The organism is Polaribacter sp. Z014 (assembly GCF_023555435.1).
Taxonomy (GTDB): Bacteria; Bacteroidota; Bacteroidia; order Flavobacteriales; family Flavobacteriaceae; genus Polaribacter.
Window position 1 is genome coordinate 20,250 of sequence record NZ_JALCZP010000024.1, and the last position, 20,725, is coordinate 40,974.

General features: G+C 30.8%; 10 protein-coding genes. 6 read left to right on the forward strand and 4 right to left on the reverse strand.

The features are described 5' to 3' along the window. Window position 1: 1 nt before the first annotated feature. Complete coding sequence (locus MPF19_RS16755) at window positions 2-2,545, reverse strand: glycoside hydrolase family 2 TIM barrel-domain containing protein (RefSeq protein WP_249989372.1); 2,544 nt, start codon at window positions 2,543-2,545, stop codon at window positions 2-4. 592 nt (window positions 2,546-3,137) lie between these two features. Between MPF19_RS16755 and lacZ the strand changes: the two genes are divergently transcribed. The 6 genes from lacZ to MPF19_RS16785 all read left to right on the forward strand — a co-directional run bounded on the left by lacZ (window position 3,138) and on the right by MPF19_RS16785 (window position 16,969). Further along, the gene (gene lacZ / locus MPF19_RS16760) at window positions 3,138-6,362 is read left to right on the forward strand and encodes a beta-galactosidase, LacZ type (protein WP_249989374.1); all 3,225 of its coding nucleotides are present in this window, start codon (window positions 3,138-3,140) and stop codon (window positions 6,360-6,362) included. A 179-nt stretch (window positions 6,363-6,541) separates the two neighbouring features. Then, window positions 6,542-7,498, forward strand: coding sequence for a ThuA domain-containing protein (locus tag MPF19_RS16765; RefSeq protein ID WP_249989376.1), 957 nt, complete (start codon window positions 6,542-6,544; stop codon window positions 7,496-7,498). 9 nt (window positions 7,499-7,507) lie between these two features. After that, on the forward strand, window positions 7,508-8,365 hold the full coding sequence (locus MPF19_RS16770; RefSeq protein WP_249989383.1) for a 3-keto-disaccharide hydrolase: 858 nt from the start codon (window positions 7,508-7,510) through the stop codon (window positions 8,363-8,365). A gap of 539 nt (window positions 8,366-8,904) precedes the next feature. Next, entirely contained in the window at window positions 8,905-11,922 is a 3,018-nt protein-coding gene (locus tag MPF19_RS16775; protein ID WP_249989391.1) for a SusC/RagA family TonB-linked outer membrane protein, read from the forward strand. Window positions 11,923-11,943: 21 nt separating this feature from the next. Then, entirely contained in the window at window positions 11,944-13,455 is a 1,512-nt protein-coding gene (locus MPF19_RS16780) for a RagB/SusD family nutrient uptake outer membrane protein (protein WP_249989393.1), read from the forward strand. 145 nt (window positions 13,456-13,600) lie between these two features. Further along, the gene (locus tag MPF19_RS16785; RefSeq protein ID WP_249989395.1) at window positions 13,601-16,969 is read left to right on the forward strand and encodes a VCBS repeat-containing protein; all 3,369 of its coding nucleotides are present in this window, start codon (window positions 13,601-13,603) and stop codon (window positions 16,967-16,969) included. A 98-nt stretch (window positions 16,970-17,067) separates the two neighbouring features. Here the strand turns inward: MPF19_RS16785 and MPF19_RS16790 are convergent, their stop codons facing one another. From MPF19_RS16790 to MPF19_RS16800, 3 genes are all read right to left on the reverse strand, one after another. Then, window positions 17,068-18,735, reverse strand: coding sequence for a tetratricopeptide repeat protein (locus MPF19_RS16790; protein WP_249989396.1), 1,668 nt, complete (start codon window positions 18,733-18,735; stop codon window positions 17,068-17,070). Between the two features lie 573 nt (window positions 18,736-19,308). Further along, a complete protein-coding gene (locus tag MPF19_RS16795) occupies window positions 19,309-20,016 on the reverse strand; it encodes a pirin family protein (RefSeq protein ID WP_249989397.1) in 708 nt (235 codons plus the stop codon). Window positions 20,017-20,189: 173 nt separating this feature from the next. Next, on the reverse strand, window positions 20,190-20,627 hold the full coding sequence (locus MPF19_RS16800; protein WP_249989409.1) for a MarR family winged helix-turn-helix transcriptional regulator: 438 nt from the start codon (window positions 20,625-20,627) through the stop codon (window positions 20,190-20,192). Between the last annotated feature and the right edge of the window lie 98 nt (window positions 20,628-20,725).

A 20,725-nucleotide genomic window follows, 5' to 3' on the forward strand; every position in this document is an offset into this window, starting at 1 on the left:
TTTATTGAATGTTTATTATTATTGTTTCCGATTGTATTCCTTCTGCAGACGCAGTAATTTTTACTTCGCTACTTTTATCTTTTGCCTGAATTATTAAAAGAGTTCTACCTTTATAAGTTGTACCAATATTCGACTGAAATTTCTCTACACTTTTTTTCCATCCATTATCAATACCTAGTAATTTTGCTTCCCCTTCAATTTTAAAAGTGATGTTTCTATTATCCGTTTTCACAGGATTCCCTGCATTATCTGTTAATTGAAGTACAATATGGGCAACATCATAATTATTTGCTTTTATATTTTTTTCTTCTGATGATAGTGTAATTTTAGTTGCTTGTTTAGCCGTTATAATCTCTTCTGAAATTTCTTTACCGTCCTTTATTCCTTTGGCAACCAATTTACCTTCAGTAAACGGAATTCCCCATTTATAAATATGGTCTTCAAAATCAGATAATTTTTTCTTACCTAGAGATGTATCATTTAAAAACAATTCAATTTCATCACAATTAGAATAGATTTCTACAGAAATCATTTCGTCTTTTTTGTAATTCCAATGTCCGTTTACGTCTTGCCATTCCCACAATGCATGTTTCCATTTTTCTGGGTCTTTCGCAACAATATTTCCCTTTCTATCAATTTTATTCAAAGATTTTTGGATATTTTGAGTTGCAATATGAATATGTGGTTCATCGTTCCAAAGAGTTTTCATCATATGATAAGAACCTTTTGTAAATCCTGCTGAATTTAGCATTCCAGAAGGTTGCACTCTAACAGGCCAAGGATCTCTAATTTCTCCCATATAATCAATTCCTGTCCATAAAAACGTTCCAGAAATAAAAGGACGCTCCATAATAGATTTCCATTCGTGGTATTGCGCTAAATTTTCTGTTCCCATAATAGGTTTATCAGCATAATTTTTATGTCCGTAATCATACAAAACCCGTCTATAACTGTAACCAACAACGTCTAATGCATCTGTATAACCAGATAAATGACTTGCAGATGGTAAAATTAAATTAGCCGTAACAGGTCTTGTTGTATCTAATTCTTTGGTCCATTTAGACAGTTTCTGAGCTGTTTTACCAATATCATATTTCTCTGTTGGCAGTGTTGCTAATTGATGCTTTATTTCTTCTATAGAATATGGTGGTTCTGACCAAAAGTAATTTCCGCTCCAACTCATATTATTAAAGAAACCGGTAGCTTTTGCGTTTCTAGGATATGTCCATTCAATTTCATTACCAATACTCCATTGAAAAATAGAAGGATGATTTCTATGACTTAACATAACATTTCTTAAATCTTTTTGTGCCCATTCCTGAAAATGCTCACCATAACCTCTTGTAATATAGTCTGTGCTTTTAGATTCATTCTGATTAAAACGTTTGTCTTTAGGATTGTCCCATTCATCAAAAAACTCATCTTGTACTAAAAAGCCCATTTCATCACATAAGTCTAAAAACTCTGTAGATGCAGGATTGTGAGAAATACGAATGGCATTTGCACCACCATCTTTTAAAATTTGCAAACGTCTTTTCCAAACACCTTTTGGTACTGCTGTACCTACCAAACCACCATCGTGATGTAAACAAACACCCTTTATCTTCAAGTTAATTCCATTAAGAAAGAAGCCTTTATCAGCATCAAACTTTATGGTTCTAATTCCGAATGAAGTTGTATAATTTTGAATCGATTTTCCATCTTTTTCTACCGATGTAATTGCTTTATACAAATGAGGATTTTCTATGTTCCATAATACAGGGTTTAAAACCTTAATATTCTGTATAATTTCTGTTGATGAATTTTTAGGAATTTCAATTTGAGAAACTTCTTCTGCTACTCGATTGTTATTTGCATCAATAAGTACTGTTTTTAAGATTGCTTTTTCATCCGAAGAAAAATTATTTTCAATATTTATTTTTACGTTAACAGTAGCATTTTCTTTGGATACTTTAGGTGTCGTTATAAAAGTTCCCCAAATAGGAATGTGCAATTTATTTACAGTAATTAATTTTACATTTCTATAAATTCCTGCACCGGTATACCATCTACTATCTGCAAAACGTGAGTGATCCACTTTAACTGTAATAACATTGTCTTTGCCATTTTTATTTAAATAAGGCGATAAATTGTAGTAAAAAGGAGAATATCCATATGGATGAACACCTAACTTTTTACCATTTATATAAGTTTCAGAATTGTTATAAACACCATCAAAAAGAATATAGGTTTCTTGGTTTTCGTTAGAAGAAACATCAAACGTTTTTTTATAAAAACCATAGCCTTTACCTTTTAAATAGCCGGTTGCAAAAGCATCCTTAACCATAGTAGAATCAAAAGATTGTTCTACAACCCAATCATGAGGAAGATTTACTGCTTTATAGTCTTTATCTAAAACTGTAGCTATCTCTTTATTTTCTTGTGATAAATAAAAAGACCAATTTAAGTTAAAATCCGTTTCATGAATTTCATCTTTCACCAAATCTCTATCACAATTATAGAAAAAGAAACTTACTATAAATAATAATTGAAAACACTTTCTCATTTTAAATACACTTTTATAATTAATTTTTGAGTTAAAACTAGTACAATAGTTCTTAACAACAGTTTTTATCAACTTGACTAAAACTTTACACATTTGCTAATTATTAATTATCAAACTAAACAGAAATAAGGTAATTAATATCCATATTCAAAAAACCAAGCTTTACCTTTTTACATGTATTGATTGCCTAATAGTACCCTCTTTTAATTCTCTAAGACTATTGATTAAGTGAGTTTTCAAATCGATATTGCTTTTTTCTTAATTAATAGTGTAAATATAAATTGATGATATACTTCATTTAATAAGTGATGTCTAAAAATATAGAACAAATGGTTTTCATAAGCTATATACTATAAAATCATGCTTGTTTTAAAAGGTTCTAAAACAACTTAAACTTATTCAGTTGATAATTTCCTTATCTCTAAATTTCAGAAATCCATACGCAGTCACTTATTTATTTTAGGACTAAAATATCTTCAATAACCATCATTTAAAACATCTGTTATACTCAAACACCCATTTGTAATTATACCTATCATTTATATATTGGATATTTGTTAAAATTCTAACACAAATTTTAAGTATTCTAATTATGAAGAACATTTTAACGTTAACCCTATTTTTTATTTCTTCCCTCCTATTTGCCCAACAAAATGATTGGGAAAACCAAAATGTGAATCAAATTAATAGACTAGAAGCACATGCTACATTTTACTCTTATGAAAATGAAGATTTAGCGATTAAAAATGTAAGAGAAAAATCTGAGTATTTTAAAAGCTTAAATGGCGATTGGAAATTTAACTGGGTAGCAAAACCATCTGAAAGTATTGAAAATTTTGAAGGTGTAAGTTTTAATGCTTCAAAATGGAAAAACATCGACGTTCCTTCTAATTGGGAAATGCGTGGTTACGGAACACCAATTTATACCAATGCAACCTATCCTTTTTTTAGCGATTTTCCGTTTATAAATCATCATGATAACCCAGTTGGTCATTATATAAAATCGTTTACGGTTGATGAAAATTGGGATGAAAAAGATATTATTCTTCATTTTGGTGGCGTATCGTCTGCTTTTTATGTTTGGATAAATGGTGAATTTGTAGGGTATTCTGAAGACACCAGACTTCCATCAGAATTTAATATTACAAAACACATTAAAAAAGGAGCGAATAAAATTGCTGTAAAAGTTTTTAGATGGAGTGACGGTAGTTATCTAGAAGCTCAAGATCATTGGAGAATGAGCGGTATAGAACGAGATGTGTATATACAAGCAGTGCCTAAAGTAAGATTATCTGATTTTACAGTAAGAACAAAACTTGATAGCAATTACAAAGACGGTACTTTACAAATTAGACCTGAGTTTATTGCCAACATCAAAAATAAATACATAGAAAAAATTGGGCATTTTGGTACAAAACCATTACATACAACTGTAGATAATTGGACGCTTACTAGTAAATTATTAAATGCTGAAGGAAAACCTGTCGGGAAAGAAAACACCATAGAACTTAAAAAGTTTTTTGGAGAATCTTATCCGCAACGCGATAATGTTGCTTTCGAAATGATAGAAATACCAGTTACATCTCCAAACAAATGGACTTCAGAAACGCCGTATTTGTATACCTTATTATTTACCTTAAAAGATGATACCGGGAAAAACATACAATTTACAAGCACCAAAGTAGGTTTCAGAACCCTTAAAATTGATGAAAGAGGCCGATTTTTAGTGAACGGAGATCCTGTTAAAATGATTGGTGTTAACAGACATGACCACAACCAAAATAACGGAAAAGTAGTTTCTAGAGCAGATATGGAAGAAGATGTTAAATTGTTAAAACAGTTTAATTTTAATGCTGTTAGAACTTCTCACTACCCTAATGATCCATATTTCTATGAATTATGCGATAAATATGGCTTGTATGTTATGGACGAGGCAAATATAGAAACACATGGAGTTAGAGGTAAATTATCTAACGAACCATCTTGGGGAAAAACGTTTTTAGAACGTGGAATTAGAATGGTTGAACGTGATAAGAATCACCCGAGTATTGTATTTTGGAGTTTGGGTAATGAATCTGGAATGGGACCAAACCACGCAGCAATGGCGGGTTGGATAAAAGAAATGGATCCTACAAGATATATACATTATGAAGGTGCACAAGGTGATGCAACAGATGCTCGTTACAAAAACAAATTTGCTAAACTTAGTAAAGGGAATCCTACAGATCCTAAATGGGTAGATATGTTGAGCAGAATGTATCCACAGCCATTTGAATACAAAGCACTTATTGATAACACCAGTTTTGACAAAAGACCCGTAATTATGTGTGAATACGCCCATGCAATGGGAAATTCTGTTGGGAATATGAAAGAATATTGGGATGTTATTCATAATAATGATAGAGCTTTAGGTGGTTACATTTGGGATTGGATAGATCAAGGAATTGTAAAAAAAGATAAAAATGGAAAAGAATTTCTAGCGTATGGAGGCGATTTTGGAGACACACCAAATGATGGTAGCTTTTGTATAAACGGAATTATTGCCGCAGATAGAACACCAAAACCAGAAATTTACGAATGTAAAAAAGTAAACCAGCCAGTGGTTATAAAAGCTATTGATGCCTCTAAAGGTGCATTTGAAATTTTAAATAGACATCAAGTTTTAGATCTTGCTACTTATGATATTGTTTGGCAATTAGAAGAAAATGGAAAATCTATTTTATCGGGTTCTATAGAAAGCATTGCAACCAAACCAAAGGCTACTCGTAAAATAAACATCAACCTTAAAAAAGTAAAATTTAAAGCTGGTCGTACCTATTATATCACTTTTAAAGGAAAATTAAAGAATTCTACTTTTTATGCGGATAAAGGCTTTGTTGTTTTTGAAGAGCAATTTAACATCAATAATGAAGCGAAAGAAAAAGTAACAAAATCAAAAAAACATAAAGCACTACTTGTAACAGAATCCGATAAAAACATCAATATAAAAAATACAAAAAGTTCTTTTACAGTTGATAAAAATTCTGGTTATATCACCGATTATAGTTTTAAAGGTACGGCTCTTTTAAAATCGCCTTTAAAATTGAATTTCTGGAGACCAGAAACTGAAAATGATGCTGCTTACAGAAGAGCAAAAAAACAAACAAATGAAAGAGATTGGCTAACGGCTGCTGATCATTTTATAGTTGAAAACATTACAACAAAAACCGCTAAAAACGGAGAGGTAATTATAAACGTACACGGTTATATTAAAAACCCAAAAACAGCAATTAGTTTACAATACACCTTTTTTGGTAACGGAAAATTACAAGTTGCCTATGAAGCGGATATTGATGCATCTGCACCAAATATTCCTAAAATAGGAATGCAATTTGATATTTCTAATCAATATAAAAATGTAACGTATTTAGGTAAAGGACCACAAGCCAATTATCAAGATAGAGAAACTGGTGCATTCTTCGGACTTTATAAGGCAAATGCTACTACCATGAATTATGATTATGTTGTTCCGCAAGAATATGGGAATCATATGGGTACAAAATGGTTTTCTTTAGAAAACGCTGCTAAAAAAGGAATCCATATTTCAGGAAATCAGCCATTAAATTTTAGTGTATTACAATACTCCACAAAAAACATAGAAGAAGCAACACACACCAACGAACTAATAGACAGAAAGGAATTAACGGTAAATGTAGACCTTATTCAAATGGGTGTTGGTGGCGATAATACCTGGTCTCATAGAGCAGAACCACATGCAGAATATCTTGTAAAACCAAAAAAGTACGAGTATGGTTTTTCTATACAACCTTTAGACTAACAATGTACACCGTAATAAACACACAAGGTGAATTATAAAATGTACTAAAAGAGAATTATTACCAATAAATAGTGTACTAATTCTCTTTTTATGTTTAAAATACCGTTATGAAATAAATTGAACCTAATTTGGAAAGGAAAATAGTAAATTCACTTTTTTAAGAACAAAATTATTAGAATATGAAAAAAATTATAGTGTTATCTATTTGTATCTTGTTTTCAATAAGTATACATGCTAAAATTAAAGTATTGATTATAGACGGACAAAATAATCATGGTGTTTGGCCAATGTCTACAATTATGATGAAACAATATTTAGAAGATTCTGGTTTATTTACTGTAGACATTGCACGCTCTAATTATATTTGGAAATCTGAAGGTAAAAAAGAATATTTACCACTTGCTGGTGTTGGAGAACGTACGATTTCTAAAACCCCAAAGACAGACCCAGATTTTTGTCCGAAATTTAAAAAATACGATGTAATTGTATCCAACTTTGGTTGGAAAGCTGCTAGTTGGTCAGAAAAAACTCAGAAAAACTTCGAGAAATACATGAAAAAAGGTGGTGGATTTGTTTCTGTACATGCTGCCGATAATTCTTTTCCTGAATGGAATGCTTACAACCAAATGATTGGTTTAGGCGGATGGGGAAATCGTAGCGAAAAAGATGGACCTTATGTGTATTATACCAATGAAGGCGAATTGGTTAGAGACACTTCTACAGGCGGAAGTGGCGCTCACGGACCAAAAAATGAATTCCCAATAACCATAAGAGTTACAGATCATCCAATAACAAAAGGGATGCCTAAAGTTTGGTTAACCACAAAAGATGAATGTTATTCAAAATTACGTGGTCCTGCAGAAAACATGGTGATTTTAGCTACCGGAAAAGATGCTTCTGGTAAAGCACCTACAGATAGACATGAGCCTATATTAATGGCTTTAGAATACGGAAAAGGGAAAGTATTTCATACAACTTTAGGACATGATCAATTATCTTTTGAAAGTGTAGGTTTTCAAGTTTCTTTTTTAAGAGGTGTAGAATGGGCAGCAACCGGAAAGGTTACCCAAGAAATCCCTACAGATTTCCCAACTGCAACAAAATCATCCAAAAGAAAATTTGAACTAAAAAAATAACTAATTACAATGAAAACTATTACTACAATATTACTCGGTGTATGTGTTGCTTTTTCAGCAAACAGTCAGAAATTAAAAACAGGTCCGTCTAAAATGGTTTCTTCTTCTAAATGGGAAACGATGTTAGATAAAAATTTAACTAAATGGGAAGTTTGGACAGGGGTACCTGATAAATCATTAAAAAACATACCAGACACATACGTGGTACCTGCAGACGGAAAACCTGTTGAAGCTATCGGTTTGGGAGATCCTTTAGGTATATTTAAAGTTTCTGAAGAAGCAAACGATGCACTTGTTATGAAAATATCTGGTGAAGCTTACGCGGGTTTAACAAGTAAGAAATCATATAGCAATTATCATTTAACAATGCTGTTTAAATGGGGTGAAAAAAAGTGGGCTCCTCGTTTAAATGCAAAACGAGATAATGGTCTATTATACCATTGTCATGGAGAACATGGCGCTTTTTGGAATGTTTGGAAAAGTTGTTTGGAATTACAAATTCAAGAAGAAGATTTTGGAGATTTATATATTTTAGCAGGTACAGAAGCTAAAGTTCCTCAAACAAATAATCGTTGGGATCCTAAAAGTAAGACTATTTCTAAAAGAGCAAAAAGGTCTATAGATACGGAAAGTCCTCATGGAAAATGGACAAGAATAGATTTATATGTATTAGATGATACGGCTATTCATGTTGTAAACGGAGAGGTGGTATTAGCCTTAACAGATGCAAAAGATAAAAATGGAAATAAACTAACCTCTGGCCAGATTCAAATTCAATCTGAAGGAGCTGAAGCCTATGTAAAAGAGGTTTTTATACGACCAATAAAAAAGTTTCCTAAAAAAATTAGAAAAGCAGCTGGATTTTAAAGAGAAAAATAATCCATAAAATTTCACCTAAATACTTTCTAGGAAAGTGTCAATATAAAATTAGCATAATAATTAAGGCCTTTGAGTTTATTCTCAGAGGCTTTTTTTTATGTACTACTTATACCCTATTCAGATTTTATAAGGTAAATTCACCTTATAAACTTCCTTAAAAAGGGTATTTGTTCTACTCAATAGATCGATTAAAATAATTCCTAATCAAAATATAAAATCTATTTAAACAAATACACACAATACCTAAACAATTACAAATCAACAAATTAAAAAAACAACTTTAACCTTGTCAAGTTTTTGTCAAGTACACAAATATTCATCTTCTAAATTAAAAGTTATATTTGATTTGTCATATTTGTAAATTATATAGATACTATTTACAATATGATAATTAAAGTATATAAATTATAATAATTTAATAAACACCAAACTTTATCCATGACAAAACACAAACCTTAGTAACCAAATTCATTAGAACAAATTACCTAGAACAGAAAAACAATTAACAATTAACAACCTATTTATTTATGAAAAATAAAATTACTAAACTATTAAGCAGGAGTTTAGCGTTGGCCTTTATACTAACACTAGTAAGTATGCAAAATTCATACTCCCAAAAAACAATTACTGGGATTGTAAATGACCAAAACAACATCCCACTTCCCGGTGTCAGCATTCTTAAAAAAGGATCTAATTCTGGTACTACTACAGATTTTGATGGTAAATACACCATTTTAGCTTCTAGCGGAGACATTATTATTTTTTCATATTTAGGATATGCTCCACAGAGTATTACTATTGGAACACAAACAACTATTAATGTAAAACTGTCTGAAGATGCAAGTCAATTAGACGAAATTGTAGTAATTGGATATGGAACGGCTAGAAAAAGTGATGTAGTTGGTTCTGTTTCTCAAGTTACAGCTAAGTCATTCGAAAAACAACCTGTTACCCGTGTAGAAGATGCCTTACAAGGTAGAGCTTCTGGGGTAAAAGTTACAAGAAGTTCTGGGCAACCTGGAGGTGAAATTAAAGTACGTATTAGAGGTGTTAACTCAATTACGGGTAACAATAGTCCTTTAATTGTAATTGACGGTGTTATTGGTGGTGATTTAAGTACTATTAACCCTAATGATATTTCATCTATGGATGTATTAAAAGATGCTTCTGCAACGGCTATTTATGGTTCTAGAGGATCTAATGGTGTTATTTTAGTTACTACCAAAAAAGGAAAAGGAAAGGGAAAAATAAATGTAGATTATTTTGTTTCTTTTGATAATGTTCCTAAATATTTACCTACTCTAGGAGCTGCAGATTTTGCAAGAATAGAAAACGCTAGTAGAGCTAGAGTAAATTCTCCTGCTATATACACAGATCAGCAAATAGCAGATTTTGAAGCAAATGGTGGCACAAATTATCAAAAAGAATTATTGGGTCAACAAGGGTTTACTCAAAACGTTCAACTCTCTGCTAGCGGAGGTTCTGAAGATGGTAAAATTAATTATTTCCTTTCTGGAAACTATGTAAACCAAGAAGGTATGGCAATAGAAACTGCCTATGAAAAATATTCTCTTCGTTCTAATGTAAACGCACAAATTAATGATAAACTAAAAATTGGTTTAAATGTATCTTTATTAAGAGCAAAAACTAAAAACAATTTAGATCAATTTAATTTATTTGAAGGACGTAAGATATTTCAAGCAACTACTTGGGACCCAACAACACCAATTTATAATGATAATGGAGAATACAACCTATACTCTTTATACGGTGTGGCTAGTGGAACATACAACCCTATAGCAGACATGAAAGAATCAAACTTACAGAATGTTAAAGAAAGAGTTGACCTTAATTTTAATGCATCATACAGCATTACAGACAAATTAACTTATTCACTAGTAGTAGGTACTAATTCCATAAACACTACGCAACAAAATTATGTTGTTAGTACCACTTTACCAGATGCAACTTACAATGGTACAAAAACGAATAGCTATCAAGTTAGTAATGTTGTAAATTGGGCAAATACTTACGGCAAGCACAATATTTCTGCTACTGGATTATTCGAGTTTTCTCAAAATGAATACAGTCAAAATGGGTATTCATCTAAAGACTATATTATTTCAGGAAACTATTATCTAGCAGAATTAGGTAGTGCTTTTAGCGCTACAAATGCATATAATAAGTCTAGCATCCAATCTCTTATGGCTAGAGCTGCCTATGTGTACGATGAGAATTTATTTGTAACTGCCACAGTAAGAATGGATCAATCTTCTAGATTTAGAAGTAATCAAAATACGGGGTATTTTCCTTCTGTTGCTTTAAAATATAGCTTCAAAAAAATGAACTTTATTAGCAATAATGAGTTTCTTACTGATTTTGCTATTAGAGGTGGTTGGGGACAAGTAGGTAACCAAAACGTAACTCCATATGTAACATATCCTAGTTCTCAAATTGGCGGAACCAATGCTTCTTATCCTTTTACAGGAGGAACACCACAACCTGGTGCGATACCAGCTGGCTATGGAAACGAAGATTTAACTTGGGAAACTACGACACAAACCAATATCGGATTAGATTTTGCTTTTTTAAATGGAAGAGCTAACTTAACACTTGATGCTTACAAAAAAAACACTACAGATCTTTTATTAGATGTTCCTGTACCTGGTACAAACGGTGGTGGTGTCATAACTCAGAATATTGGAGAAGTTGAAAACTATGGTGTAGACCTCTCTTTAGGAGGTAGTGTTATTAGAACTGATAATTTTAATTGGGACTCTAATTTTAATTTCTCATTTGTTAAAAACAAAGTTGTTGATTTAGGAGGTGTAAATTCTTTACAAGGTTCTTTTGAAGCAACAGATGGTACACAGTCTTATTGGAATATCATTGAAAAAGGAGAACCACTAGGTCAATTTTTAGGGGCTACTTTTTTAGGTACATGGAAAACAGCAGAAACAACCGAAGCTGCAGTATATGGCAGAGCTCCTGGAGATCCAAAATATTTAAGAGATGATAATGGAGAGATTCTTTATCAAGCAATAGGTAATGGAACTCCTACAACATTTTGGGGTTTCAGTAATACATTCACCTATAAGAAATGGGATGTAAATGTATTGGTACAAGGAGTTCATGGTTTTGATGTTTATAATACAATGCGTGGTACTATTAATGGTCCTGCAAAAAGTTTTTTATCTCCAGATCAATTAAATCAATGGACACCAACAAACGAAACAGATATCCCTGCCGGTGGACAAACTATTATTGGTTCTACTAGGTTTGTAGAAGACGGAAGTTTTATTAGATTACAAAACTTAGCTATAGGATATACAATAAGTGATAGCAGCTATTTTGATTCTTTGAGATTATATGCTAGTGGTCAAAATTTATTTTTAATTACAGATTACCAAGGTTATGATCCAGAACTTACTTCTGCTGCTGCAGATCCAGAATCTAGAGGTAATGGAGATGTAGCCGCTGGTATTGATGCCGGAGCATATCCAAATCCTAGAACTTTTTCATTAGGTTTTAAATTGAACTTTTAATAAATAAAAACTGATAAAACTATGTATACAAAAAATAAATTTATAAAATATTTAAGCAGTAGCAGCATCACTATAATATTATTAGTGATTGCCGTTTCGTTACAAAACTGTGTTAACTTAGATGAAGATCCTACTAAATCGCAATTAGCTCCGGGGAAATTTTCATCCTTAGAAGATTTTAATCTAGGTGTAACAGGTGTTTATGGAAAATTACGTACTGCAGCACAATGGACAACCTTTAATGTTTTTGGTTGGGCTGGAGATGATATAACCACACACAAAGCTTTAAATAAAGCACCATTTAGAGAATATGATCAAATGAATGTTGCTGGAGACAATCCAAGATCATTAAGTAACTGGAAAGATGTTTATTCTATGATTCGTGCAGTAAATGCGGTTATAGAAAGTGCTCAAGGATTAGAAGTTGCAGATAAAGATGGTTACAATACTCTTTTAGGAGAATCTCACTTTATAAGAGGAACACTATTCTTACACATGTCTAGAATTCATGGTAGAATCCCTTTACCTTTAACCTCTACTCCAGATTTTGATATAAAATTAGCAACACAAATAGAGGTTTACGAACAAATTGAAGCTGATTTATTACTAGCAGAAAGTTTACTTCCTGTTATTTATCCTGATGTATTACCAGGAGCACCGCGTCCTAACAAAGGAAGTGCAGAAGCAATGTTATCTCGTTTATATATGAATTGGGCTGGTTTTCCTGTAAAAGACAACTCTAAATATACAGATGCCGCTAATATTTCTAAAAAAGTAATAGACAATCACGCTGCGCATGGTTTTGAATTATTAAGTGATTTAAATGATTTATGGAAAGTTGAAAATAGATTTAACGAAGAATCTGTATGGACAATAGCCTACAATAATCCTGCAGGCTTGGGTAATAGAAAATATGGTATTTTAGGATACCCTTCTGATGTACAAGGTGGTTGGTCTGAAGTTTTTGCTGAAGTTCGTTTCTTTGAAGATTTCCCAGAAGGTCCAAGAAAAGAAGCTACTTACAGAACAGATTTAGATTGGAAAAACTTTAAAGACCAAGTGCAACCTATATTTGCAAAAGTTGCTGGTCCTATAGGAGACCTTCCAAGTCAATGGTCTACAGATAGAAACGATTTTTATATGCGTTATGCTGAAGTTTTATTAAACTACGCTGAAGCATCTGGAAGAGCTGGAACAAATAGCACAGACGCCTGGGAAGCTTTAAATAAAATACGAAGAAGAGCGGCCGGAAATCCATTTAATACACCAGACCCAAGTGTAGATATTACTTCAGGTGATTTAGCCGAATTAGCATTTACAGAAAGAAAATGGGAATTTGCAGGAGAATTTTTACGTTATAATGATTTAGTAAGAATGGAAAAAGTTGCGGAAGCATTAAGTAATGAAGCCCGTACTCCATTAGATACAAATATTCCAATAGCAAACCCTGTATTAGGTTCATTATCTTCGGATAATTATTACGCTCCAATTCCTCAAATTGAGATTGAATTGAATCCAAATTTAGGAAATTAAATTTAAAATAATTTTAGAGTTAAACGGTAAGATACACTTTATGTCTTACCGTTTTTAATGTAAAAAACTTTTATTCATCTATTTTCATCTTTAATAATAAGAGTTTTTACGTAATTTTATATTGTACTAATTATACTGAAAAATAATGTCAAAAATTCATTTATCAAACAACGCTATTTTAGTTAAATCTTTATTTATATCAATACTCTTTTTATTGATTTCTTGTGAAGAAAAACAAAAAATAACGACGTCAGAAAAAACAGAAAAAAAACTATTTACAGAAGTACTATCCAAAGATTCTGGAGTCGATTTTCAAAATTCATTAATAGAGAGTCCAGATGCCAATTATTTTCAATACAACTACATGTATATAGGTGCTGGTGTTGCTACAGCAGACTTTAATAACGACGGATTAGTAGATATTTTCTTTTCTTCAAATACATCAGACAATAAATTATATATAAATAAAGGCGATTTTAAATTTGAAGACATTTCAAAAAAAGCCGGAATTATTAAAAGAACAGGATTTGATACTGGTGTAACTATAGCTGATGTTAATAATGACGGTTATCTAGACATCTATCTATCTAGAGGTGGTTGGATTGATGAAAACCATCAATTTGCAAACATGTTATATATTAATAATGGCGATTTAACCTTTACAGAGAAAGCAAAAGAATTGGGTTTAGATGATGAAAACAGAACCATAAATGCCATCTTCTTTGATTATGATAATGACAACGATTTAGATGTTTTTGTTTCTAATGCAGGAGATATTATTAATAGAAGTCAAACAGATGTTATAGATCTTTTAGCTTTACAAAAAGATCCAAAAACCATCGCTCTAAAAGGAAGCGATCGTTTATATAATAATGATGGTACTGGTCATTTTACCGATGTTTCTATAAAATCTGGAATCTTACCAGAAACTGGGTTTGGTTTAAACCCGCAAGTTGCCGATTTAAATAATGATGGTTTTTTAGATATTTATGTGAATAACGATTTTAACATACCAGATTACGTATATCTAAACAATGGAAACGGCACCTTTTCTGAAGGTAGAGACAAAGTAATGAAGCACATGGCTTTTAATACCATGGGCGGAGATATAGCGGATATTAATAACGATGGTCTTTTAGATTTAATGACTTTAGACATGAATCCGGAAGATTATATTCGTTCTAAAACTACAATGGGTATGACTTCTATTGAAAATTTTGAATCTATGACAAAGTCTGGATATCATTACCAATACATGCACAATATGTTACAGGTTAATAATGGCAATGGTACATTTAGTGAAATCAGCAAAATGGCAGGAATTGGAGATACCGATTGGAGTTGGTCCTTATTATCAGCCGATTTCGATTTAGATGGGCACAATGATATTTTTGTAACAAATGGCGTTTTTAGAGATGTAATTGATAGAGATTCTAACAATAAAATTTTAGCTGCTTTACGAGCTAAAGGAAGAAAACCTACCAAAGAAGATTTCTTTGAATATGCTAAAATGCTGCCACAACAAAAACTAACCAACTATTTCTTCAAAAATAATAGAGACCTCACCTTTAAAAACACTTCTGAAGAATGGAGTAACGGAAAACCAACTTTTTCTAATGGAGCTGCATACGCAGATTTAGACAATGATGGCGATTTAGACCTAATTATAAATAATATTAACGAACCTGCAACTATCCTAAAAAACAATGCTCGAGAAATAGAAAATGGTAACTTTTTACAATTTTCTATCAAAGGTCCAAACCATAATAAATTTGGAGTTGGTACAATTGTTAATTTATATATGAATGATGGAGCTATACAAACTAGGCAACTAATTAATACCCGTGGTTTTTTATCTGCCGTTTCTAATAAATTACATTTTGGTGTACAGAAAGATACTAAAATTAAAAAAGCAGAAGTAGTTTGGCAAGATGGTAAACGCCAAGAAATACAGAACCCTACTATAAATACAGCTATTATTTTAGAGTATTCAAACGCTACAAATACTGTCGAATCAAAAGAAACAAAATCACCTACTTTATTTTCAGAAGAAAAATTTAAGTATGCTCACAACGATCCTTATTTTAATGATTATCACAAGCAAGTATTATTACCACACAAATTATCTCAAACAGGACCAGCTGTAGCTAAAGTGGATATTAATAATGATGGTTTTGATGATGTTTTTATTGGTGGAGGAAGAAAACAAGCAGGGAAATTATTATTAAGTACCGCAAACGGAAGCTTTAAAACTGCTAATATTCCTGATTTTATTAAAGATCAAAACCAAGAAGATGTTGGTGCTACATTTTTTGATGCAGACGGTGATGGAGACCTAGATTTATATGTAGTAAGTGGTAGTTATGAATTTGCTCGTTTGCCAAAAATGTTATTAGATAGATTATATATTAATAACGGAAAAGGAAAATTCAGCAAATCTACAACAGCCTTACCAGACATGATTTCCGCAGGTTCTATTGTTATCGCTAATGATTATGACAATGATGGTGACCAAGATCTTTTTGTTGGAGGAAGAGTAATTCCTGAAAAATATCCGTTTACTCCAAAAAGTTTTCTTTTGGTAAATAATGATGGTAAATTTTTTATTGAAACGTCAAGTCTCGCAACAGATTTAGAGTTTATTGGTATGGTTACAGATGCCGTTTGGACAGATATAAATAATGATAATCAAGTGGACTTAATTGTTACTGGAGAATGGATGGGCATTGAAGTTTTCATCAATAAAAATGGCAAACTTATAAAAAGCAACGAGTATCCAGCATTAAAAGATGCCAAAGGTTGGTGGAATAAAATTTTAGTTTCTGATGTTGATAATGATGGAAATAAAGACATTATTGCAGGGAATTTAGGTACAAACTATAAGTTTCATGCATCTAAAGAAAAACCATTTCATATTTATACAAACGATTTTGATTTTAATGGTGTTCAAGATATTTTTTTAGCAAAATACTATAATAACAAACAAGTTCCTGTTCGTGGTAAAGGATGTACAGCACAACAATTACCGCATTTAAAAAATAAAATAAAATCTTACAATGAATTTGCCAATAGTGATTTAGAAGGAATTTTAGGCTCACGAATTAAAAGTGCTTTACACTATCAGGTAAATCAATTTAAATCTGGTATTTTTAAAAATGATGGAACAGGTAAATTTAAATTTGAGCCATTTTCTAATCATGTTCAAAAATCTCTTATAAATAGTATTATTTCTGAAGATGTAAATGGAGACAATATTAATGACTTAATTCTAGCAGGAAATAATTACATGTCTGAAGTAGAAACTACCAGAGCAGATGCAGGAACAGGTGTTTTATTACTAGGCGATAAAAAAGAGACCTATAAATACGTACCTAATATTTCTACAGGTTTATTTGCGGATAAAGATGTAAGAAATATGTTAATTCTAAAAACTAAAAAAGGAAAAAAATTACTAGTAATAAACAATAATAGCACGCATAATTTATATGCTATAAAGAGTGATTCTAAAAAATAAAAAGTACAACCATATTTAAAATAGCATATATTACAGTATTAATAACACACTAAAAAAGGTAATTTAAATTACCTTTTTTAGTTAATTCTTTAAATAAACTACAACGAATTGATATAATCTTCTAAGTTAACATTTCTTTCGAGACTCATTTTTTTACGAATCCTATGCCTAACGGTATGTACCGATTCTACAGAAATACCAAGCAAACGAGCCATATCTTTACTAGAAAAATTTAATTTAATTAAGGCACATATCTTTTGATCTCCTTGACTTAGTTTTGGAAACTTCTTGAAAATAATATCGTAAAACTCTTTATTTACATCTATAAAACGCATTTTAAACTCTTCCCAATTTTTATTATTATTCACAGAAACAGTTCTTAAAACTTTATTTATTTCATGCACTTTAACTTTATCTCCACCTTCTCTTATTCTAGTTTTTAATTCTTTTAAAAATTCGTCTTTTTCTATTAACTGTAAGGCAGAAGCCGCTAGCTCTTTATTTTTTAATGCTAAAAGTTCTTTTGTCTTTTCAATTTCTAATTCTTTTGTTTTTCTTATCAACTCTTTTTCGATACTATGTTTTTCTCTTAAATATTTAAAAAAGAAATAGCCTAAAAAAAGTAAAAATATAATAGACCCTATTAGTATAATTCTTTGAAGTCTAATAATTTTATCTTCTTGTTTAAACTGCTTTAAACGTTGCTCTTGTATTAACTTTTTTTGCTTTTCTTTTTTTAAACGATAATTGTCTTTAATTTCTAATAAAGATTGATTTATAGAACTTCTTCCATCAAAAAATAAGGCATCTAATTTTTTTGCCATATTTAAACTTTCAAATGCATTTTTATAGTCCTTTTTTTGCAAGTAAAGCTTTGTTAGTTTTTCATAAATTAAAGGAGTAAAATCTACATGACTCTTATTATCATTAGAAACTTTAATCGCTTTTCTATAAAACTCTTCACTCTTTTTAATATCTAACAAAGCAAGATTCATATCTCCTAAATAGGTGTAAAATAAAACAAGATATGTTGGTTGATTTTTTAAAAACCATGGATAAATATCGTCCATAATTTTAATCGCTTCTTTATTCTTATTATTTTGACTTAATAAAATTGCTTTTTCAAAATCTAAATACGCTTTACCTCTGTATTCTAAATGCGCCAAAGGTAAAATTTCGGTTTCTTTAGAGAAAAACATATAGCAACTATCTAGATAAGTACTCGCCAATTTTGTGTGTTCTAGCTCCCTATTTGTTTTTACTAAAGCATAATAATAAGGTACTAATTCCGCTTTTTTAAGTTGTAGTTTATTTACGATATTCTTTTGTAATTCTAGAGATTTTTTTAAATACTTAAAAGCATTTTTCTCTCGCTTATTATAACTATATATTCTACCTAATCGAATATAAAGTATAGACTTTAGTTTATCATCTTCCCTTTTATCATTCAAAATTAAAGCTGTCCATAAAGCATCATAAGAACTTGCATATTTTGCTGTATTTTCAAAAACATATGCTTTTTCTAATAAACTATAGGTAGCATTAACGGTATCTTTTAATTTAATATATTTTTTATAACTGTACTTAAATAAAGCAATTGAACTATCTGGATTCTGAAACCTCATTTCTAGACCTTTATTAAAAGCTTCTCCTGCATCTAAATTCTGAGAAATTAAATTAGGCAACCAAAAAATCAATAAAAAAAAAAGGTTTAAGAACACTTTTTTTAAAGGTAAGCCATTAAGAAAATTAATTATTTTAATCATAAATTATCATTAATTTTTAACGGAATTGAAGGTATAATATTTTTTTTATAAAAAGTAAATTATTAGAAAAAAGTAATACCTAGTTTATACACACTAACTTTTTAACTCCGTATTATCTTTATAATAATTATTTACTTATTACGTGTTTTTGTTTTAGAAAAAGAAGGTGTATTATTTGTCTTTTTTTTACTATCTGTCAAAAAAAGAATAGATTCATAAACACAAACAAAGCAAATTTCTCTTACAGACCAATATCTGTATCCATCAACATTATTTGTGCTATATTGATTTAAAAAAGTGTTTTGACATTAATAATTTCTGATGAGAACAAATATTACAAGTATGTAATAAATCTTTTTTATTTGAGCCTAATTATGACTTTATTTTACTCTTTTAAAACCATCTTTCTTTTTAATATCTGCACAATATTTCTTACCATCTTCATCCGTTTTAAATCGATTAGCAAACTCTAAAAGGTTTTAATCTTTAAATATATTCATAATAATAGCATATTTGTAGATGTTAAAGAGATGAACTTAAATACTGACTTCTAAACTTATCATTAAGTTTGCTTTAAGACATAGGAACATCAATAACCAATAATTTACTTTGTTTCGTAGCGTTTATAGATACTTGGTTTGTACCAGTTATCCCAATCGCATCTCTTTTTTCTAGAAGTTCATTGTCTATTGAAACTTCTCCGTCTATTAAGAAAAAATAAGCTCCATTTTTTAACTCATAGGTTGCCTTAAATTCCTTGTCCAAATCAATCATAGAAATATAACCTTGTTGATTTATAGGTAAAGAACCTTCTATTTGCTTGTTTTTTGGAGAAACTAATACTTGAAATTTATTTTTTCGTCCTGCAGCCTCAAACATTTTTTGATTGTAATAAGGTGTTACATTTTCTGTCTCTGGAATAACCCAAAGTTGCAAAAAATTAACGGCAGCCATTTTACTGTCATTAAATTCTGAGTGTGTAATACCCGTGCCCGCACTCATTACCTGTACTTCTCCTACTTCAATGGACCGTTTGTTTTCCATACTGTCTTTGTGAGATAAGGCTCCTGAAATTGGAATAGAAATGATTTCCATATTTTTATGCGGGTGTGTTCCAAAGCCCATTTTTGGTTGTACAACATCATCATTTAAAACACGTAACATTCCAAAATTCATTCTTTCTAAATTCTGATAACTAGCAAAACTAAAAGTATGATGTGATTTTAGCCAACCATGATTGGCAAAACCTCTTGTTGCTGATTTGTGAATTATTTTTTTCATAATGATATTTTTAAATTACGCTTCTAAATATACTTGCGTTTATAAGGTATTCTTTTCGTTTATAGACTCTCTTTTGCGTTAGGGATTGAGGCATTTGTTGGAGCTCATTTTCTTTTTCAGAAAATAGCGACTGCCGAAAGCCCGCCCCTTTTTAGGGTAACGCCCAAATATTTCTACCTTATTTTATCTAACAGATTACTTAAAACAGCGGCTTCTTCTTCTGTAATATTTTCTAAAAATGACAGGTTATTGTTCTCATCTATACTTGACAATAAGATTAACCCTTCTTTGCTTATTTTAACAAAAACGACTCTTCTATCTTCGTCACAACGTTCTCTTTCTATTAAATTTTTATCGCATAATTTATCCATTAAACGGGTGGCATTTGGAGCTCTTTCTATCATTCTTTCTTTCACAAGTTGTACCTTAATTCTATCTTTTGCTCCACGTAAAATTCTTAAAATATTGTATTGCTGTGGCGAAATTCCGAAAGGTTTAAAAAACTCATTCTCTTTGCTACTTAACCAATTTGAAGTGTATTTAATATTGATTAAAGCCTTTAACTTATTACTTTCAAATTTCGATTTTATGTCTTTAGAAATGTCTCCCATGTCTCAGTATTCAGTATTCAGTATTCAGTATTCAGTATTCAGTATTCAGTATTCAGTATTCAGTATTCAGTATTCAGTATTCAGTATTCAGTATTCAG